This is a genomic window from Entomobacter blattae, from assembly GCF_014672835.1.
In the GTDB taxonomy this organism is placed as follows: domain Bacteria; phylum Pseudomonadota; class Alphaproteobacteria; order Acetobacterales; family Acetobacteraceae; genus Entomobacter; species Entomobacter blattae.
The window spans coordinates 852,165-870,479 of record NZ_CP060244.1; the positions used below are offsets into that span (position 1 = coordinate 852,165).

The 18,315-nt window shown below is 46.6% G+C and carries 16 protein-coding genes and 2 pseudogenes; 12 read left to right on the forward strand and 6 right to left on the reverse strand.

Annotated features, from left to right (window positions below; genetic code table 11):
* Positions 1-55: 55 nt before the first annotated feature.
* Complete coding sequence (locus tag JGUZn3_RS03865; RefSeq protein ID WP_203414400.1) at positions 56-3,232, reverse strand: glycosyltransferase; 3,177 nt, start codon at positions 3,230-3,232, stop codon at positions 56-58.
* A gap of 158 nt (positions 3,233-3,390) precedes the next feature.
* Between JGUZn3_RS03865 and JGUZn3_RS03870 the strand changes: the two genes are divergently transcribed.
* Complete coding sequence (locus JGUZn3_RS03870; RefSeq protein ID WP_203414401.1) at positions 3,391-4,020, forward strand: NUDIX domain-containing protein; 630 nt, start codon at positions 3,391-3,393, stop codon at positions 4,018-4,020.
* A 960-nt stretch (positions 4,021-4,980) separates the two neighbouring features.
* On the forward strand, positions 4,981-5,103 hold the full coding sequence (locus JGUZn3_RS12275) for a transcription antitermination NusB family protein (RefSeq protein WP_238996890.1): 123 nt from the start codon (positions 4,981-4,983) through the stop codon (positions 5,101-5,103).
* Between the two features lie 205 nt (positions 5,104-5,308).
* On the opposite strand, the gene JGUZn3_RS03880 is transcribed toward JGUZn3_RS12275, so the two are convergent.
* Positions 5,309-6,685 carry an NAD-dependent succinate-semialdehyde dehydrogenase gene (locus tag JGUZn3_RS03880; RefSeq protein ID WP_203414402.1) on the reverse strand — a complete coding sequence of 459 codons (1,377 nt, stop codon included), beginning with the start codon at positions 6,683-6,685 and terminating at the stop codon, positions 5,309-5,311.
* A gap of 217 nt (positions 6,686-6,902) precedes the next feature.
* On the reverse strand, positions 6,903-7,520 hold the full coding sequence (locus JGUZn3_RS03885; protein WP_238996931.1) for a GDSL-type esterase/lipase family protein: 618 nt from the start codon (positions 7,518-7,520) through the stop codon (positions 6,903-6,905).
* A 379-nt stretch (positions 7,521-7,899) separates the two neighbouring features.
* On the opposite strand from JGUZn3_RS03885, the gene JGUZn3_RS12800 reads away from it, so the two are divergent.
* Together JGUZn3_RS12800 and JGUZn3_RS12805 are read left to right on the forward strand one after the other, a co-directional pair.
* On the forward strand, positions 7,900-8,049 hold the full coding sequence (locus tag JGUZn3_RS12800) for a DMT family transporter (RefSeq protein WP_408871753.1): 150 nt from the start codon (positions 7,900-7,902) through the stop codon (positions 8,047-8,049).
* Between the two features lie 5 nt (positions 8,050-8,054).
* Positions 8,055-8,144: a hypothetical protein gene (locus JGUZn3_RS12805; protein WP_203414789.1), complete on the forward strand. Its 90-nt coding sequence runs from the start codon at positions 8,055-8,057 to the stop codon at positions 8,142-8,144.
* A 920-nt stretch (positions 8,145-9,064) separates the two neighbouring features.
* Here the strand turns inward: JGUZn3_RS12805 and JGUZn3_RS03900 are convergent.
* Positions 9,065-9,868 carry an alpha/beta hydrolase gene (locus tag JGUZn3_RS03900; protein ID WP_203414405.1) on the reverse strand — a complete coding sequence of 268 codons (804 nt, stop codon included), beginning with the start codon at positions 9,866-9,868 and terminating at the stop codon, positions 9,065-9,067.
* Positions 9,869-10,181: 313 nt separating this feature from the next.
* On the opposite strand from JGUZn3_RS03900, the gene queE reads away from it, so the two are divergent.
* Genes queE through JGUZn3_RS12810 form a run of 4 tightly spaced genes read left to right on the forward strand, consistent with a single transcriptional unit; the run spans position 10,182 to position 12,439 of the window.
* Complete coding sequence (gene queE / locus JGUZn3_RS03905; RefSeq protein WP_203414406.1) at positions 10,182-10,829, forward strand: 7-carboxy-7-deazaguanine synthase; 648 nt, start codon at positions 10,182-10,184, stop codon at positions 10,827-10,829.
* 3 nt (positions 10,830-10,832) lie between these two features.
* Positions 10,833-11,576, forward strand: a complete 744-nt coding sequence (gene queC, locus JGUZn3_RS03910) for a 7-cyano-7-deazaguanine synthase QueC (RefSeq protein ID WP_203414407.1) — start codon at positions 10,833-10,835, stop codon at positions 11,574-11,576.
* Positions 11,573-12,112: a 6-pyruvoyl trahydropterin synthase family protein gene (locus JGUZn3_RS03915; RefSeq protein ID WP_203414408.1), complete on the forward strand. Its 540-nt coding sequence runs from the start codon at positions 11,573-11,575 to the stop codon at positions 12,110-12,112. The genes queC and JGUZn3_RS03915 overlap by 4 nt, the downstream gene beginning before the upstream one ends.
* Positions 12,113-12,151: 39 nt before the next feature.
* Positions 12,152-12,439, forward strand: a complete 288-nt coding sequence (locus JGUZn3_RS12810; protein ID WP_408871754.1) for a hypothetical protein — start codon at positions 12,152-12,154, stop codon at positions 12,437-12,439.
* Between the two features lie 796 nt (positions 12,440-13,235).
* Here the strand turns inward: JGUZn3_RS12810 and ubiA are convergent.
* Entirely contained in the window at positions 13,236-14,153 is a 918-nt protein-coding gene (ubiA, locus tag JGUZn3_RS03925; RefSeq protein ID WP_203414410.1) for a 4-hydroxybenzoate octaprenyltransferase, read from the reverse strand.
* A gap of 448 nt (positions 14,154-14,601) precedes the next feature.
* Here ubiA and JGUZn3_RS03930 point away from each other — a divergent pair.
* Both JGUZn3_RS03930 and JGUZn3_RS03935 read left to right on the forward strand, forming a co-directional pair.
* A pseudogene (locus JGUZn3_RS03930) lies at positions 14,602-14,919 on the forward strand (hypothetical protein); the annotation flags it as partial.
* Between the two features lie 83 nt (positions 14,920-15,002).
* Positions 15,003-15,178: pseudogene (locus JGUZn3_RS03935) on the forward strand (ribosomal protein L16); the annotation flags it as partial.
* A gap of 159 nt (positions 15,179-15,337) precedes the next feature.
* Here JGUZn3_RS03935 and JGUZn3_RS03940 read toward each other — a convergent pair.
* The gene (locus tag JGUZn3_RS03940) at positions 15,338-15,493 is read right to left on the reverse strand and encodes a hypothetical protein (protein WP_203414411.1); all 156 of its coding nucleotides are present in this window, start codon (positions 15,491-15,493) and stop codon (positions 15,338-15,340) included.
* Between the two features lie 139 nt (positions 15,494-15,632).
* On the opposite strand from JGUZn3_RS03940, the gene JGUZn3_RS03945 reads away from it, so the two are divergent.
* Together JGUZn3_RS03945 and JGUZn3_RS03950 are read left to right on the forward strand one after the other, a co-directional pair.
* Positions 15,633-16,439 carry an RsmE family RNA methyltransferase gene (locus JGUZn3_RS03945; protein ID WP_203414412.1) on the forward strand — a complete coding sequence of 269 codons (807 nt, stop codon included), beginning with the start codon at positions 15,633-15,635 and terminating at the stop codon, positions 16,437-16,439.
* Between the two features lie 176 nt (positions 16,440-16,615).
* A complete protein-coding gene (locus tag JGUZn3_RS03950; protein ID WP_203414413.1) occupies positions 16,616-18,028 on the forward strand; it encodes a glutamate--cysteine ligase in 1,413 nt (470 codons plus the stop codon).
* Positions 18,029-18,315 lie beyond the last annotated feature (287 nt).

The following is an 18,315-nucleotide window of genomic DNA, read 5'->3' on the forward strand; positions in this document are numbered from 1 at the left end:
TAACCGAGAGGAGGAAAAGACAATTCCAGAGCCTTTCTTTGGGAAGGGTTGGCTATTACTTATGTTTTTTTGTTTTTGAAGCGCTGCTCAGGGCTGCCTTTTTTGCGGTTGGGGCTTTGATGGCAGGTTTCTTGGGAGCTTTTGCGGTATTTTCTCTCTCTTTTAGGGGAGGTTTTTGTGGGGTTTGGGTAGGCGATTTTTTGGCTTTTCCCGAAGGGGCGGCTTTTATTTTGGGGCTTATAGGGGACGAAGGGGGTTGGGTTTGAAGTTTGGCTTGAAGTGAAGTGGGAGGATTAGCAGAAGATGAAGAAGCTTTGTTTACCAACGGAGGGGTAGGAGTGTGCCCGGAGAAGTCAACGGTTACTGTGCGGTTGCGGGCAAATTTCCCCCCCTTATCATCCCGAATGACATGGTCTTGCGTGACCAGGCTTAGGTTAGGGTTATAGTAAGGGTCGCCTTCGGTAATAATTTTATCATAGCGGGAAAGCAGTAAAATAGAATCTTCTGGGTGGAGAACCTGTTTGGTATGGCTGCGGGTTGCACTTTCATAATGATAGAGCACGCTCATACCATCATAGAGAACCTTATAGCCTGCCGCCTTGGCACGGAGGCAGAGGTCAGTATCATTAAACCCTACCGAGAATTTTTCATCAAATCCCCCCAGCTGGTTGAAAACCTCTATCCGCATCATCAGGCAGGCTGCGGTTACGGCTGAAAAATCCCGCACGGAGGTCAGGTTACTATTATAGCCAATATTGCGTTTGTTGTTGGCTTTTTTGCCAATATAGGCGGGAATGAATTTGAAGGCATGGTCTGCTGAGCCATTAAAGCTCATAATAACGCCTGCATGCTGGATCTTATCATCGGGATAGAGCAGTAAGGCCCCCACTACCCCCACATCTGGGCGCGCTGCTAAGGCACGCATCCTGTTAAGCCAGCCTTTTTCTATGGCTTCGATATCGTTATTGAGGAAGAGCACAAATTTGCACCCTTCTCCATGGTGTTTTACGGCCAGGTTATTCATGTGGGAATAATTAAAAACACCCGAATAAGGCATAATAATATGGCGTTTTTCTATGGACTTAAAATAGTCCAGCGTAGCGGGGTCATCGGAATCATGATTTATAATAACGATTTTGTAGTCTTGACGATTGGCCGTTTTTTCAATGGATTCTACGGCAGTTTTAACCAGTTCCCCTCGGTTTTTTGTGGGAATAACAATAAGGATGCGCCCTTTATCATCTTTCCAGTTAATTTTATATTGGTTAAAGCTTGCTCCGTCTTCCACGGTGGCCTGGCCTGGGTAGACACGGTTTAAATGGTTTTGGAGCGCTTTTTTGGTGGCTTCCATCACAGTGCGCTGGCGACTATGGCCTGTACTTTTTTCATGGGTGCGCCAACGGTAAACAACCCGTGGGATATGGGTGACTGTTTTGGCCACTTCTAATATTCGCAAAACAAAATCGACATCAGCGGAAATGGGCATGGCTTCATCCCAACCCCCAATTTTTTCGGCCAGCGCCTTAGGAACACAAAGCAGATGCACAAAATAGGGATGAGATAGATAGTAATCATATGAAAAGGCTGGCCTGGCCTTGATCTCCTCAAAGGTGCGGAGATTTTCTGAGGTTGCGACCTCATCGGTATAGATCAGGTCTGGATGCTCTTCCTGAATGGCTTTGGAAAGGTGGTAAATAGCATCGGGTTCCAGCCAGTCATCATGATCCATAAAGGCAATATATGTGCCTTGGGCGTGTTGAATCCCTTTATTGGTTGCCACAGCAATCCCACTGTTTTTTTGAAGGAAGATAGGCTTTATGCGGCTATCTTTTTCGGCATAGCTTGTGAGCAGGGGTTTTATGGCGGGGTCTGTTGAGGCATCGTCAATACAGAGCAATTCCCAGCAATCGACCCATTGGGCCAGTACGCTATCGAGGGCCTCCTTCAGCCAACTGACGGGCGTGTTATAGACAGGCATAATGAGAGAGATGAGGTTATGCCCGTAACGATGCGCTGCCATTCGCCGAAAGCGCTCTATCGAAGCCGCTGGAATGCCCCGGTTGGGTTTCTGATAAGCCAGAATATTCTCGTTTTGAGTTATAACCTGTGGGGAGCCAGGTAAGATATGGTTGGTGCCCTTGATGCGGGCAAATACGGATTCTCCCAAGAGAAGTTCGGTTTTGTCAGCAGAGAGGTCAACCTTAAAGGCGCAAAACCCATCTCCCAGGCCTGCAGCAAGCAAGTCACCCCGATAAAACTTGGCTTCTCCTTCAGCAAGCACCGTCTCTTTCCAGACAATTTCAACCATAGCGGGTTTTTCGGGGTCGTTATAGTCGATCGCCCAGCCTTCTGCCGTGCCAAGCCGAACCCTGTCAAAAAAGCCCCGCAACATGGAAGGGGGAGAAAAAGCAACCGGGCTATTGCGCAGATGGGTAGTAGTTTTAGAAACAACTACTGAGATCATGCGTTGTTTGCTGTAATCCAGAGTGGGGTCTAGCTCGAAGGTGAAACCACAATGGCCATCTCCCAGCTTATTCTCAAACAGGTCTGGTCGGTAAATGTTGGCCTTGGTGGTTTGGAGAACCTGGCCGTTATAGACTAAGTCTAGAGAGACACGTTTTTTAATCTCTTGGGGGTTATAGGCCCAGCCATTGATTTTGCCTACCTCTATATGGTCAACAAACCCTGCCATGCCGGTATTTTCATCCGTAAGCTGCAAGCGTGGGGAATGAAGCTTTATGCCTAATAATCGGAAAAGGGCAGTAACAGGCTCAAACGTATCGATGAGTTTTTGCAAAGGTAGGGAGAAATGATAGGTTTGGGTTTTGTTCTCCCATTGGGCCATGCCAAAGGCAAGGGGCGTGTTATCGCGTTCATCAAGACATTCAAGCCAGATTTCCTGATGCCGTTGAGAGTGGTGAAGGCTGAATTGCCCGCTGATATGCAGGTTTTTTATGGTAAGGGCGGTAAGAGAAAACCCAAAGAATTTTAAAAGCGGATAGTCTTGCGCAGCCAAAAGGGTATGGCTTTCAAAACAATAGATATTGACTGACTGGGCTAAGGGGTATTGGCTAAGGTTAACTGAAAAGGTGGCTTGTTTTTTCTTGCGGTGGTCATGGGCGATTTTTTCTATCACCTGTCCATCCAGAATAACGGCATAATGCTTTTTTCCGGCTTGTTCATCTTGAATTTTAACAATCAGTTCTGGATAGTGCTCTACAAATTCTATCATGAAATAGTCTTTATCAGGAGTAAAGTATTTTTATAAGCCGCTTAAAAGCGTAGCCAGTATTCTGCAAGAAAGTTCATACAAAAAGTAAAGTCGTATTTTATAACGAAAGACAATAATTTTACAGAATTATTATTGGGGTATAGGGGGGGGAGTTTCTTATGAATAATCGGCCAAAACAGGGTTATTTACCTCAAGTGATAAAACGGGAAAAAGTTTCGGATGGACATTTTAAACTGGAAAAAATTGACGTAGCTTTTGCCAGACATTCTGGAAAAACGCAGGAGATTACCCGTGAGGTGATGCAGGCCCCTAATAGCGTGGCCGTCTTGCTCTATCGTGCAGAAACCAACACGGTTGTTCTAACTCGCCAATTGCGGGTTCCCCCTTTTGCGATGGAGGGGATTACTGGGGTGATAGAAGTTTGTGCGGGCAATATCGACCCAGAGGATTTAAAAGGTGGCTCGTGGGAGGAAGCCAGCATGCGCGCGGTTAGCCGTGAGGTTATGGAAGAAACTGGCTGGCAGATCAGAAAACTGCATTATTTATTTTCTCTTTATAGCTGCCCTGGGCTCCTGACTGAAAAATTGTATTATTTTCTTGCTGAGTGTGGCGAACGTCTCTCAAGCGGGGGTGGGATAGAAGCTGAAGGGGAAGACATTGATGTGATTGAGCTGACCCTGCCAGAAGCGATTCAGTGGGTACAGGAAGGTAAGATTATAGATGCCAAAACAGTTATTTTGCTTCAGCAGGCCTTATTACAACACTGGGGAGATCATTCTTCCACATAAATCCCTATCTAAAAGCAGAAATTGAAAAGCTTGAGCAATTAAAAGTGGTCTTAGTTCTCGGAACCATTGCTTATCACGCTGTTTTATTGTCTCAAGGGAAAACTATTCGGAACAGTCCTTTTAAACCTGGCCAGCACCTTGCTTTTTCTTCACTCAGCACTTTGCTCTTTCTTTACAATGAACATGAGTAAACAGTATTAATATTAGTAAACAGTCATCATGGCCTGCATGATAATCTTTGAGCCTATTAGGAAAAGAATTTTTTTAAAAAGGGCCTGGCCGAAACTTTTAGGGAAGGGCCGATACGATAGGGGCTTTTTGCGGAGATTGGGCCTGGGGGCAGGAATTTCGAGGCCTCAAGTAAAAACCATCTAAAATCTAAAATAAAAGCTCAAAATAAAAGTCTAGAATGAAACCATGAGATAAAAATACCCTGGTAAACAAGGCATAAATTTTAAGGGAGTCTTTTATTTTGGAGCTCATTGCTTACAGCCGCTAACTGGTCATGCTCTTGCTTTAGCGGGGTACGAAGTCTCATCCTATAGTCCAAAAAAGTGCGAGTTAAGCAGTGGAGCTGGTTTTATAGAATTTTTTTCCTGTAAGCAAGACTGGCATAGCCCTTCAATTTCTACTACTCCAGATAGGAAAGACCCTTCTGCTTTTTCTCAGTGGAGAGGAGTTGATGCCTTAGTTTTTTAGAGAATATAGGCTTTTTTTATAAAACTCTTTTAGTCAATTAGGCATCTATTTCCAGATAAAACGGCTAGAAATTTCTCTTCATAATCGGCAATATTATCACCGGTCTCAATACTATCCCCACTCTGTACAAGAGGACGTTGATGAATAGATGTAGACTGGTTAGAGCGCATTTATTTACGCAGCCGATAAATATCGACACTCTGCAATAATGCGGAATGGTCTCTTAATCGTATTGATCCTGTTTTAAAATCTTTGCTCTGTATGGCTATTATAGAATTATACGCCTTTAAGGAAACCCCATCGCGGGTAGTGATTAATGAGTATATTAATGTAGCCCATAGTTTTTTTCCGGTGATGAGCCAAAAATGGCGAATGGTATTTTAAATACAATAGATAGGGCCACAAGAATAGGGGAAGACCCTTGCTGTAATATCCACCCAATGTTCTCGCACCTTGTTCTAGCACTCGTTCTTACACCTTTTTTTGGGGCTTATTCTGGTCCCTTTTTATAGCCCGTTTTCTGGCCTCTATCTTACAAGAGACCAGAAATGCATTTAGGGTTAAATATATTTAGGGTTTGGACAAGGAGTTAGGCCCCTTCGTGAACACGGATGAGTTTTTTATTAACAAATTCATGAACTCCCAGTTCAGCAAGCTCACGCCCGTAGCCGGAAATTTTAACGCCTCCGAATGGCAAATCCGGTGCTGTCCAGGTAGACTGGTTAATAAAGACCATACCAGTTTCAATCTGCCGAGCCAGCGCCTTACCGTGCTCGACATTTTCAGTGATGATAGAACCACCCAAGCCAAAGGGAGAATCGTTGGCAAGCTCTACGGCTGCTTTGTCATCAGGCACGCGGAAGATCATGGCCACTGGGCCAAAGAATTCTTCATAATAAACAGGGTTGCTTTTAGCGATATCGGTCAGGATAGTGGGTTCAATAAAAGCCCCTGGCCGTTGAATGCGATGGCCACCCAGAATAACCTTGGCACCATTCTTTACAGCACGGTCGATTTGCTGTTGTAAGCCCACGGCAGCGCTTTCAGAACATACAGGCCCAAGTGTTGTGGATTTATCCATAGGGTCACCGGGTTCCAGTTTGGCCAGCTCTTCTTTAAAGCGGCGGATGAATTCATCAGCAACTTTTTCAACCACGATAAAGCGTTTGGCGGCAACACAGCACTGCCCGGTGTTATTCATACGCCCCCAGACCGCCCATTTAATGGCCTTGTCCATGTTGGCATCTTCCAAAACGATAAAGGCATCGCTGCCGCCCAGCTCCATGGTGGATTTTTTAAGAGCCTTTCCTGCTTCGGAAGCCACAGCCGCCCCGCCTTTTTCACCCCCGGTAAGGGCTACCCCCTTGATACGGGGATCAGCAATAATTTTTTCAATTTGAGGCCGTGTGGCAAAGACGTTTGAATAAAGGCCTTTAGGGGCTCCTGCCTCAAGCAGAAGGGCTTCAAAGGCTTTGGCACTTTGCGGAACGTTTGAGGCATGCTTAACAATCAGCACGTTTCCAGCCATCAGGTTTGGGCCTGCAATGCGGGCAAGCTGGTAATAAGGAAAGTTCCATGGCTGAACACCAAATAGAATGCCAATGGGCTGGCTTTCAATAATCGCTTCTCCGCCTTCTTTCGGGTGGATTTTTCTAGGGGCTAGGAATTTTTCGGTGTTTTCAGCGTAATAGTCCAAAATATCGGCCGAAAGTTCTACTTCTCCAATGGCGTCGCCAATCAGCTTGCCCATTTCAAGAGTAAGAATTTTGGCGTATTTATCGATATCTTTACGAAGAAGGCTGGCTGCTTTGCTCAGTATTTTTCCTCGTTCAGCATAAGAAAGGGTTTTCCAGTGGGTGAATTCTTTTTGAGCCTGGCTGATAACATCCTCCAGCTCAGAATCTGTAAGGTCTGAAAAGGCTTTAACTTTTTCATTATTGAATGGATTGATGGTTTCATATGCCATAACAAGAAATGTCCTAAAGTATATAGTAAGTGTATAGTTTTTCAGTTGTTGATATTCAGAATAAATTCTTTCTTGCGTTTGTGCTAGATCAATGTTGGCACAAAAGGCGCAAGAACATTCTGCAGCAAAATCGTTGAATAAAATGCTGCCTTATTCATATCGGGTTTTTTGTGTCGAAAATAGTATTTGTCACAATTTCTTGATCGAATAGGTGGGGTTATAAGCTATTTTCTGCCATGAGCCATGCGTTCCATGCAGGCCAATTCGCAATAATTTCTGCCATAAGGCCATAGCCTTCTTCGTTAGGATGCAGACCATCATAATGGTGGAGAATAGCCTGCCAGGTGGGGTTATCCTGCAAAAGGGGAATAAGCGAAAGATAGGGGATGTGCAGCCTCTGGCACAGAGCTGCTAAACCATCCGAAACCGCTTTAACATCCTCCAGGCGGCGGCGGTCTTCTCGCACGGGGGCGGGGCCAATCATAAGGCAGGGAAATGTCTTGGTGGCTTCTGTAAGGATGGATTCGGAATTTTGAAGGGTTTCTGTAAGCGGGATAGCCAGCTGGTCGGCATGTTTTCTGGCACAGTCATTCAGTCCAAAGGCAAAGATAAGGCGGGTGGTTGTATGAGGTTGAAGGGCCTTTTGCACCTCTTTTTGCCAGCGGTGTAGGATATCAGCTGAGGTATTTCCTCCCACGCCCAGGAGAGTGTTGGTCAAGGCCAAGGCAGGAAAGCGTTTTTGGGTAAAGGTAACAACCCTGTTACACCACCCGATGTGGGTGGCATCTCCCGTGGCTTCAATATAGCTATCTCCTATAAAGATCAGGTTTTCCATCACGAAAAATTAATCATTTTTGGTGAGTGCTGCAAAAGAATGCTTACCCAACCCCCTTCATTTACAGTTTTTGACAGGAGCAGGTTTGTAGGCAAGAAAGATCCTAGAGAGAAAAAGGGCTTTACAGAACAGCGTGCGATAAGAAAGTGCTTCTTACCCCTTCATTCCTGAGGTTTTATATCAGTTTTTCAGTATAGGCCATAAGAAAGCACCCATTCAATAGAAGATCTGAAAGGGAGGGAACCGTAAAGGGCCCTTGGGCCTTCATGGCTATGAGGTTTTTATGATAGCAGGGCTGATTATAAGGTTAATACAAACAGTTCCAAGCATGAAGGTAAAGGTTTAAATGGTGTGGATCAGTTGACTGGTTGCAGGTATTTTGGAAGTGGTTTGGGCAGCAGTCACGAAGGAGTCTATCGGTTTTAGCAGGCTTGTTCTGACCGTGGTTACAAGTGTGGGGAGAGTGGTCAGTGTTGCCTGCCTTGCTTACGCCGGAAAATTTATTTCCTGTAAAATTTATTCCCCGTAAAATCTATTTCTCTGAGGGTAACCTATGCTTTATGGAGAGATATTGGCATTATCGGCTCCATTCTTCTCGGGGTGCTCTTTTTGGGGAGACCCTAATAATATGAGATACAAGGTTGTGTAGTAGCGATGATGATTGTAGCCCTTGTTAGTCTCAAACTTTATTCTCAAACTGGCAGTCCATTAAGCTGGCTACGATAGCCCTGGGATGGGGGCTTACACATATCTTTTCAAAGAAATGAGGTCTTTTGTTTTTTATAACCTGTCGAGCCAATGTCTCTTTTCAAATTCTTTATCTCTTTAATCCGCTCTTGTTTTTGGCAGATTTTTAGCAAGGTGGAATCCTCCCTCTCAACTTTCCTCTCCCTCTCCCTCAATGTTATGGGCTTCACTCTCTGGTAATGTTTAAAATACTTAATGCTTAAAATATTGGGGTCAATCTTAAAATAACGTGGCTGCTCTCAGTAAGGGAATTCTCTAAATTAGAAATCTTATTCACTAAATGACAAAAGGTTTAAGGTAAGCTTCCTTATAAATATTATAACATCATCCTAGCTGCCCTTAACTTCTTTATCCGGCCTTAATATTTTATGCAGCTTTTCTTTTCCTCTTTTTAGGTGTGCGTGTTGCGGGTTTTGCAGGACGACCCCTAGACGATATCCTTAGGCGATACCCCTAGTCTCGTACCTCTGGGCGATAGATTGACACATTGTGTTACCATAGAGTGTGGGTCTATTGGCTCTAGCTGGCATAATGGTTTTGTATATTTTTCAACATAATCAGTTTTCCGTACAACCAGTTTTTTGTTGTTCAGGTTTATTGACTTAATGGGATTGATTGAACTGGATTGATGATAGTTAAAAAAGAGCGATAACCATAAAAATTCCTGTTTGGTGAGGCAATAATTTAGTCATGTCATGTAATAAATATTGGTCTGCAATAAACAGACGCTCCTTTTCGAGGGTCTGTTGGAGAAAGTAGGGGTCAGAAAATGGTGGAGCTTCTTCCAATCTCACCTCTTAGAAATAGCTTATCCTGTCGACAGGTTTGGTAAGGGGGGTATTTTTATGGTAATTTTTGACCATCATCTCTATCGTCTGTTCCAGAAGAGCTAGGTCTTGCTCTCGAGAAAGACGATGCTCCCCGTCTTTGATGAGAATGGTGTGGACATCCTCGCTTTCAAGGGCTTTGGACAGTTCTAGAGAGTAAGAGTAAGGCACGTCCGTGTCCTTTTCTCCATGGAGAAGTCTTACAGGGCAGTGCAGAGGAATAGGTTTGTCCATCAGCAGGTTATTTTGGCCGCTATCCATCAGGCGCTGCGTAATTGTAATGGGGTCAGCATGGTTGGAATAGGTTTTGCATAGTCCGGTTTGGTCCAGGGCTTCCTTTTCAAAAGAGGAGAGGGTTTGATAGAGGTGGCGGGTCACATCCACTGCTGCAGCAATCCCTACAAACCCCATAATGCGCTCGGGGCGTTCTAGTGCGGCGAGCAACCCCACCCATACCCCAATAGAAGAGCCTACAAACAGTAAAGGGCCTTCAGTAAAATTATCAATGCCCAATAAGGTATCTTCTTTCCAGTCTGTCAGGGTGCATTCTGTAAAATTGCCATCGCTCATCCCATGGCCTCTGTAATCCATTCGGAGGATACCCAACTTATATTTCATGGCCACATCAAGCAGGAAGTTGCCTTTCGTACTTTCCAGCGAGCTGGCAAGGCCATGTAAAAAAACAAGTGTGGGGGGTTGCCCTCTCATGGTTCTGATATTGAGGGTCATGTCCTTACCACGGATTTTAGGATGGTGCAGCTGTTCCATTTCCATTGAGTATAATATCCTGAAAAGAGTAATGATTCTGTACCGTGTGGGTTTCTGCCTTTAGTATTCATACGCAAAAACATAAACGTAGTTGCGCGTAGACAGTGGGAAATTGTCTGACAAGCCCTGTGATTATAAGAGAGAATAAATATGTTCTGCAAATTTTCTTGTAAAGAGTTTTGGGGGGCATTCTAGAGAAATTGTGCTTGATATGCGAATAAGGATAGGGGTAAAAACCGCAACAGGCTGTTTTTGATTAACAGGCTTTGTTTTTATTGTCTCACCTCCTTACAAGGCTTAAGGGTTCTTACAAAGCTCAATGGTTTATAGTGTCAAAGAAATTTTCCTGACCCTTCAGGGGGAGGGCCACCAAAGTGGGCGTGTAGCGGTGTTCTGCCGTTTTTCAGGATGTAACCTGTGGAACGGGCGTGAACAAGACCGCAGTCAGGCCCAATGCCGTTTTTGTGATACGGATTTTGTGGGAACGGATGGAGAGGGGGGTGGGCGTTTTGCTCATGAAAACGCCTTGGCCCATGCTATTGAAGCCTGCTGGGGGGAGCGTTCTGGCCGCCGCTATGTGGTGCTCACAGGGGGCGAGCCTTTGCTTCAGGTGGATCTTGCTCTTATTGAAGCTTTGCAGGAAAAAGGCTTTGAAGTGGCGGTAGAAACCAACGGTACTTTACCTGTCCCTCAGCAGATTGATTGGATTTGTGTCAGCCCCAAGGGGTATACTCCCCTCATGCAGTGCTCTGGTCATGAGCTCAAGCTTGTCTATCCGCAAGAAAGCCCCCAGATGGAAGAGGTTGATCCGGCCTTCTTCCTTTCCCTTTCTTTTCAGCATTTTTGGCTTCAACCACAGGATGGGCCAAACCAGCAGCACAATATTGAACGCGCTACGGCCTATTGTCTGAACCATCCTGAGTGGAAGCTTTCCCTGCAAACCCATAAGTTGATAGGAATTCCATAATCCATGTCTTCTTCTGTTGCTGAGTCTCATAAAGCGGCCTTGCTGTTATTTTCTGGTGGGCAGGATTCTGCAACATGCCTGGCTTGGGCGCTTGATCGTTTTGAGCGGGTTGAAACGGTGGGTTTTTCCTATGGGCAGCGCCATGTGGTGGAAATGGAGTGTCGTATTCATCTGCGGGAAGGGATAAAACGCCTCAATCCCCAATGGCAGCAAAGATGCGGGGAAGACCATGTGCTGGATTTATCGGTTCTGGGAGCGCTTTCCCAAACGGCTTTGACGGGTCAAGCGGAAAAGATTTTTGAGAAAGATGGCCTTCCCAATACTTTTGTGCCGGCCCGCAATCTTATTTTTTTAACCTTTGCCTCGGCCTTGGCTTATCGGCGGGATATTCGCCATATCATTGGTGGCATGTGCGAGACAGATTATTCTGGCTACCCAGATTGTCGAGATGACACCATAAAGGCTCTTCAGGTGGCCTTGAATTTAGGGATGGACAGGCGTTTTGTGGTGCATACCCCTTTAATGTGGCGCGATAAGGCTGCCACCTGGCAGCTGGCGGACTCCCTTGGTGGGCAACCTCTTGTGGAGCTTATTAACCATGAAAGTCACAGTTGTTATTTGGGAGAGAGAACCCACAGGCATGAATGGGGGTATGGCTGTGGCCATTGCCCGGCTTGTGAGCTGCGTCGCTCAGGATGGGACCGTTATCAGGCCCTGCAGGGAGCGCAAGAGAGGAGAAAAGAATGAAACCGGAAATGGTTTTTACCCGGCGGTTTTCTATGGGCCATCGCTTGATCCATTCAGGGAGCGATGTCTGCGCTCTGCCACATGGCCATAATGAATATGTTAAAGTGTATTTGCATCCCGTGCAAACCGTAAGGCTGGATGGCCGGGCCAACATGATTCAGGCTTTTTCTGAGGCTAAATCCACCTGGCATCGTTTTGTAGACACCAAGATTGATCACGCCCTGCAACTTTCAGAGGATGACCCGTTGCTGGAGTGGTTTTTTACCCATGAACCCCAGCGTGCCCAGCGGATTATGGTGACCCCTGGGGATCCCACCACCGAGCTTACCGCCTGCCTACTTCTTGCCAAGCTGAATGCCTTTTTGCAGGCGAATGGGAATATTTTGGCCTGCCAGAAAATCATGCTGGAAGAAACCCCCACCAATACCGTAACCTATGAGGGCAATCCCCATGATTTTCTGCCCCTCTCTGATAGGGCAGAGAATGAACGCTGGTGGTGCCGCCCCGATATGAGTATTGCAGATTGTAAGAATTAATCGTTCGATGAGGGTTGCAAGAGTGGTGGAAAAGGGTCAATGTTGCCCAAAGCCCAAAGCCCAAAGCCCAAAGCCCAAAGCCCAAAGCCCAAAGCCCAAAGCCCAAAGCCCAAAGCCCAAAGCCCAAAGCCCAAAGCCCAAAGCCCAAAGCCCAAAGCCCAAAGCCCAAAGCCCAAAGCCCAAAGCCCAAAGCCCAAAGCCCAAAGCCCAAAGCCCAAAGCCCAAAGCCCAAAGCCCAAAGCCCAAAGCCCAAAGCCCAAAGCCCAAAGCCCAAAGCCCAAAGCCCAAAGCCCAAAGCCCAAAGCCCAAAGCCCAAAGCCCAGATAGCGCTCTAAAGGCTAGGAAAACGGTAGAACCAGCTATTGTCTACCTCTACAGGAACCTCTTAGGTTCAAACTCCCTCTTCCTTACATATGTTCCCCCCAGTGATTTTCCCCGTGGTGTTCGCTGTGATTTTAATAGAAAAACTCCTCTCATTGTGCTACGTTATATCCTAGGGCGTGCTGTGACACGGTGCTATTCTACCCGCCGTAGCCTGACATTTGTTTGTCTGAGCGCAATATGGGTTCTGGTAGGCCCATCAGCGTGCCTAACTCTCCTCCTCTTTATTTTTAAACGGTTGTAAACTACCTACAGGGCAGAGTTTTTCTGCTGCCTGAGCAGGCGTCTGAGCTTTTTTTGCCTATTGACTCATTTGCTCAAGAATGGACGGGTTATGGAGAGGGATAAGGCCATTGATTGGGTGTAGAAAAATGGACGTATGGTATTCCCACTTTAGCCTTAACAGGGGCGTGATGCGGTTATCCAATAGTCAGGTGGGGTGAATATGCGGATTTATTGGCATTTCAAAATCCTCTTCCTATAAGCGATTATACACTATTTCAGTATATACTATTCCAGAAAAAACCGGATCTATTTAACGCCACGGGACGCAGGGGCTGGATATTAGCAGAGGCCTGGATGTTCAATCAGCGCCATTAATGCTCCAATCACGGAATCTGATGGTGCCGTTTTACAAATCCGCTTCGTCAGAGTTGCAGAGAGGCGCTTGTTATTCGTGATGAAAACAGGTGAGCTTAAAGGAGGCGCGTAAATTCTTTAAAACAGTGAAGAGGGAAAGGTGTTAAAAAGAAAAATGGCCAAACCCGAACCCTATGGCAATAATAATGCCTATCAGGCGGTGCTCTTTAAACTGGTATAGGCAGTAAGAAGGGTTTGTTGTATCCAACCGAACGATTTGGCGGCAAAGATAAGCTGCGGCAAGAGCGAGGCTCCCCCAATATAAAATTCCCAGAGCGGCTGCGTATCCTGTTATTCCTAAAAAAAAGATCATGCCACAATAGCAAGCGGCCACAAAACGGCGTGGGGTTTTAGCCCATCTGCGAGAGGTGGACTTTACTCCGATCCGGGCATCATCTTCCATATCCTGAAAGCCATAAATTGTATCATACCCCAACTGCCAGAAGATAGTTGCCAGGTAGACCAGCCCCAAAAGCATATCAACCTTATTGGCAGCTGCCGCATAGCCAAGGGGGGCACCAAAACCGAAGGTAAACCCCATGACCAGCTGGGGCCACCAGGTATAGCGTTTGGCAAGGGGATAGAAAGCCACCAGAATAAGAGAGGAAGCCCCCAGAATTTGGGCAAGCGGGTTAAGCTGGAGGAGAATGAGCAGGCCAAGGCTTAGCAAAACAGCGAGGAAAATGGTTGCTTTTTTTGCGCTAATCTGTCCGCTGGCCAAGGGGCGATCGGCGGTGCGAGCTACTTTGCGGTCTATATCCCTATCCCACAGATCATTGATCACACACCCTGCACTGCGCATAATAATACTGCCGGCTCCAAAAAGGGCAAGTAGCCAGAATTGTTGGATAGAGGGGGTTTTCTCGGCAAGAAGGATAGACCACGCCCCTGGCAAAAAAAGCAGCCATGCTCCAATTGGCCTATCGAGCCGGGCAAGGATCAGATAAGGCTGGACAGAAGAAGGCAGGCGACTGATCCAGTTATGATAGACAATGTCAGAAGGGGTAGGGGTAAGGGGCATGGGATATCTTAAAACAGGCTCGTGAAGAAAATAGGATTGTGAAGAGGGAAATGTTTTAAAAAAGGGCTATAAGCGCGATGAAAAGGTCAAGAGGAGATTAACAGATTTAAAATTTTTATTTAAAAACGTTTTGCCCAAGTTACGAAAGTTTTTTAGCATAAGCCGTTATCTAGTATAAGCAGCCATAAGGTTATTGCTTCTCACCTCTCATTTCAATTGCCCTTTTAATTTCCAGAATTCCGAAGGCTGCAGTAGCCTTACGAATACAGGAAATCCGCTTAAAAAAACATTATTTTTATAACCATATAGTTTTATAACCATATAGAATGTCCCTGCCAAGATGCAATATTTTATGCTTTTTGCCCTTGCAGCCTGTTGTGTCTGCATGATGAGTCCGTATGGGGTTCCAGCACGAAAAGAGGACGGCGTTGGTGTAGGATTCGTTTAATCTGCTATGCGTTTGGATGCTCAGGGTATTCGTATATATTGTAGTGGTCGTTAAATTGCAGCGATCGTTTTGGTGGTGCGGAGATTGCGCGGATTGAATGGTATCGTGAAGGGCGTGTTTCCTTGCATATCTTACGGGGCATACCTTACGGGTGGATAGTGATTATGGCACTGCGACAGCGCGTACAACGTATGGAATGTGTGGTGTGAAAGTTTGATTTTCACGGGTGAGATTATGGCGCAGGGCCCCCAGGTCTGGTCCCTAGGCCTAATCCCCAGGTCAGATCCACTGGCCCGATCTTCTGGCCCGATCTCCTGACCCAGGATCGTCGTGCGACAGAGCAAGCGCTTCAACGATAGGGGATTGGGGTGAATCTTGTAAGATGTCTTGGAAAAAGAAGAATGCTTTCGCCGAAGGGCACGAAATTTTGCAAGGCTTATAAGGGGCGGATCCATGGTCTTGCCAATGGGAGTACGGAGAAGGGGGTATGGTACTGAAGTTTGGAGCTTTTGGCCTTAAGGCGCTGGAGTCTGAACGGATTACAGCTCGCCAGATTGAGGCCTCAAGAAGGGCTATGTAATCGTTGTGTGATGTTTTTATGTGCAGGGCCAGAGCGCTGCGGGACTAGAGAGTTGCGGGGCCTGAAAGTTGCAGGGGTAGCGAGCAGCTGTAGGAATAGTGAGCAAAAAGGGAGAATTTTTGACCATCTTACATATTATCTATCCGTGTTATGAAGTTATGAAACGCGCAGGGCATGTGGGGCCACAAAAGGGAGGTTTTTTGACAGATCTGCCATAAAACTGTCTGCCATAGGCCGGGAGTGGCAGGTGTTTGGCAGGAGAGGGTTTTTGGAGTATGAAGAGATATCAATCAGATCATCCAATTGGATCATAAAGACCCTATTGCCCTGGCTTTCTTGCTCTGGTTTTTTGAGGGATAATTTTTGACAAGGAGGTTGTGAGAGGCAATTTTGGGCTGGCAAGGGTTTTTTGGGCTTGTCGGGTTTCATTACGAGGGATAAGGCGTGTGTTATGCAGACACTTCCAAGGGTTTATTATCATTTTACCAAGAGCCCTTATGAAGGCCAGCTCTGCCCATTACCAGTAGAAATTATGCATTATCTGGTTTCGGTCATGCGCTGTGGGGTTTCAGATCGTATTAGGCTTTTTAACGCGCAGGCAGGAGAGTGGGAGGCTGAACTGGTTGTGACAGACAGGAAAAAGGGTCATGTCCGCCTTATCTCCCAGGCCCGCCCCCCTGTTACGGTTGAAGCAGACCCTGTTTTGGCTTTCGCCCCCCTGAAACGGGAGGCAACAGATTTGGTCGTCCGTATGGGGACAGAGCTGGGAGTGGGAAGATTTGCACCAGTGATTTGTGCTCATTCCAATACCCACAAGGTTAAGGAAGAACGCTGGCAGGTGATAGCCCGTGAAGCTGCTGAGCAATGTGAACGTATGGATCTTCCCACCTTTGAGCCGCTTCAAGCAGTAGAGGCGTTTTTGCAAACCTGGCCTCCCAATAAAATACTGGCCGTAGCTGTTGAAAGAATGGAGAATGGTCCCTATCTTGAACCACAGTCGTTACTGGTTCAACGGATAAGGCAGGGCCTGCCCATTGCTGATGGGGTTCTGATTGGGCCAGAGGGTGGCTTTTCGCCAGGGGAGAAGAAGTATTTTTTCTCCCTGCCGTTTGTTGTACCGCTTTCTTTAGGGCCGTGTATTCTCAGGGCTGAAACGGCAGCGGTTACGGCTTTGGGCTTGTTGCAATGTTGGCCTTCAGTTGAAGCATGGAGTAAAATCGTGCGAGAGGGGCAAGATGTGTCGAGGTCAAAATTTTGAGCAGGGGGCTGCATAGCCAATCTGTTTTAGGGTAAGGTCTGTTTTAGGATAAGGTCTGGCGTGTGCGGGCTTTAAAAATATGTTGGGCCAGCTCTTGTCCTTGGGATTACCTGCCCTTGGGGGTAAGGGTGTGTAGAGTGTTGTTATATCTGTATTTGTTTTAAGGCTTTATTTTAATGTCCAATCCATCGGAAATTAATACACAACCGATTACGTCTTTTGAACAGATGGTGGCTGTGCTCTCTAACGGCATAAAACCCCGGCAGGACTGGCGGATTGGAACAGAGCATGAAAAATTTGGCTTTGTTCTCCCCTCTGCAACCGATGGGGCAGAAAAGCCAGCTTTTTCTCCTCCTGCTTATGATCATGGGGGAATTCGTGCTGTTTTAACGGGCATGCAGAATAATGGGCCAGAACGATGGGCGCCCATCATGGATGGAGAAAACCTGATTGGCCTGAAAGGCCAGGGTGCTAATAAGGGGCGTTCCATTTCCCTTGAGCCAGCAGGGCAGTTTGAGCTTTCTGGAGCCCCCCTTGCTACCTTGCATGAAACCCATGCCGAGTTGCATACGCATTTTCAGGAAGTACGAGAAGTCGCCCAACCCTTGGGGTTAGGGTTTGCTCCTTTGGGATTTCACCCAGAAAATCCTCGAAAGGCCATGCCCTGGATGCCCAAAAGCCGGTACGCCATTATGCGTCGCTATATGCCTTTGGTTGGGCAGCTTGGCCTGGATATGATGACCCGCACATGCACGGTACAGGTCAATTTGGATTTTTCCTCAGAAGAGGATATGCGCCAGAAAATGCAGGTGGCTATGGCTTTTCAACCCGTTGCTACGGCTTTGTTTGCCAATTCTCCCTTTTATGAGGGCCAACCGAATGGTTTAATGTCTAACCGTGCCCGTATTTGGACTGATACCGATAATGGGCGTAGCGGTATGCCAGAATGTTTTTTCTCGCCGGATTTTAGCTTTGCCACTTATGTGAATTGGGCGTTGGATGTGCCCATGTATTTTATTATCCGCGATGGGAAAATGATTGATGTTGCTGGCTGTTCCTTCAGGGCATGGCTGGAAGGCACCCCTTCGCCGCTGTTAGTAGGGTACTCCCCAACGATTGGGGATTTTGATGATCATCTAACAACGGTGTTTCCTGAAGTACGTCTGAAACAGTTTTTGGAAATGCGGGGTGCAGATGCAGGCAGCCCTGAAATGATGGTGGCATTTTCTGCCTTATGGGTTGGCCTGCTTTATGATGAGGTTGCTTTAAAGGAAGCGGTGGGGCTAGCCGCTGGCCTTTCTCATCAGCAATGTGTGGCGGCCCGTTTGGAGGTTCCCCAAAAAGGGATTGGCGCAAGCCTTGCAGGAAAACCCATGCGCTATTGGGCCTTACGTTTATTGGAATTAGCAGAGGCAGGCCTTAAAGCCAGGGGGGTTAAAAATGCGCAAGGGGAAGATGAACGCCAATATCTTGCTCCTTTATTTTCTATTGCCCATGGCGGAAAAACCCAGGCAGAACATTGGTTGGAGCGGTTTGCAGGCCCGTGGGAACATAAGGCAGCCCGTATTTTCATGGAAGCCCAAATTTAACGTCCCTTTGGGATAAGTCTTCCTCGCAGTGTAAGCGGGCTTTTGGGTCTCTCTTTAGGCTGCTGCTTACGTATTAGACTGTTTTTTATTAGGCTGTTTTTTATGTCGACCTCTTTTGCGGTACGGGCTTTTGCTTGTTGAGTGTTGGCATATGGAGCTTTATTATACGGGCTCTGTATAAGCGTATCATATGACTTTTTATTGGGTTACGCTAAAATGGGGGATATCAGAATCAAGTCATAAACTCCAGATATGGGAATGCGGATAGTGGTCGGTTCCTGCTCGTT

Excerpts from the sequence above, each read along its gene's own strand:
- queC (WP_203414407.1), top strand. The coding sequence starts at position 10,833 with ATGTCTTCTTCTGTTGCTGAGTCTCATAAAGCGGCCTTGCTGTTATTT.
- queE (WP_203414406.1), top strand. The coding sequence starts at position 10,182 with ATGGTTTATAGTGTCAAAGAAATTTTCCTGACCCTTCAGGGGGAGGGC.
- JGUZn3_RS03880 (WP_203414402.1), bottom strand. The coding sequence starts at position 6,685 with ATGGCATATGAAACCATCAATCCATTCAATAATGAAAAAGTTAAAGCC.
- JGUZn3_RS03885 (WP_238996931.1), bottom strand. The coding sequence starts at position 7,520 with ATGGAAAACCTGATCTTTATAGGAGATAGCTATATTGAAGCCACGGGA.
- JGUZn3_RS03945 (WP_203414412.1), top strand. The coding sequence starts at position 15,633 with ATGCAGACACTTCCAAGGGTTTATTATCATTTTACCAAGAGCCCTTAT.
- JGUZn3_RS03865 (WP_203414400.1), bottom strand. The coding sequence starts at position 3,232 with ATGATAGAATTTGTAGAGCACTATCCAGAACTGATTGTTAAAATTCAA.
- JGUZn3_RS03950 (WP_203414413.1), top strand. The coding sequence starts at position 16,616 with ATGTCCAATCCATCGGAAATTAATACACAACCGATTACGTCTTTTGAA.
- JGUZn3_RS03940 (WP_203414411.1), bottom strand. The coding sequence starts at position 15,493 with ATGATCCAATTGGATGATCTGATTGATATCTCTTCATACTCCAAAAAC.
- JGUZn3_RS12275 (WP_238996890.1), top strand. The coding sequence starts at position 4,981 with ATGGCTATTATAGAATTATACGCCTTTAAGGAAACCCCATCGCGGGTA.
- JGUZn3_RS03900 (WP_203414405.1), bottom strand. The coding sequence starts at position 9,868 with ATGGAAATGGAACAGCTGCACCATCCTAAAATCCGTGGTAAGGACATG.
- JGUZn3_RS03915 (WP_203414408.1), top strand. The coding sequence starts at position 11,573 with ATGAAACCGGAAATGGTTTTTACCCGGCGGTTTTCTATGGGCCATCGC.
- JGUZn3_RS12810 (WP_408871754.1), top strand. The coding sequence starts at position 12,152 with ATGTTGCCCAAAGCCCAAAGCCCAAAGCCCAAAGCCCAAAGCCCAAAG.
- ubiA (WP_203414410.1), bottom strand. The coding sequence starts at position 14,153 with ATGCCCCTTACCCCTACCCCTTCTGACATTGTCTATCATAACTGGATC.
- JGUZn3_RS03870 (WP_203414401.1), top strand. The coding sequence starts at position 3,391 with ATGAATAATCGGCCAAAACAGGGTTATTTACCTCAAGTGATAAAACGG.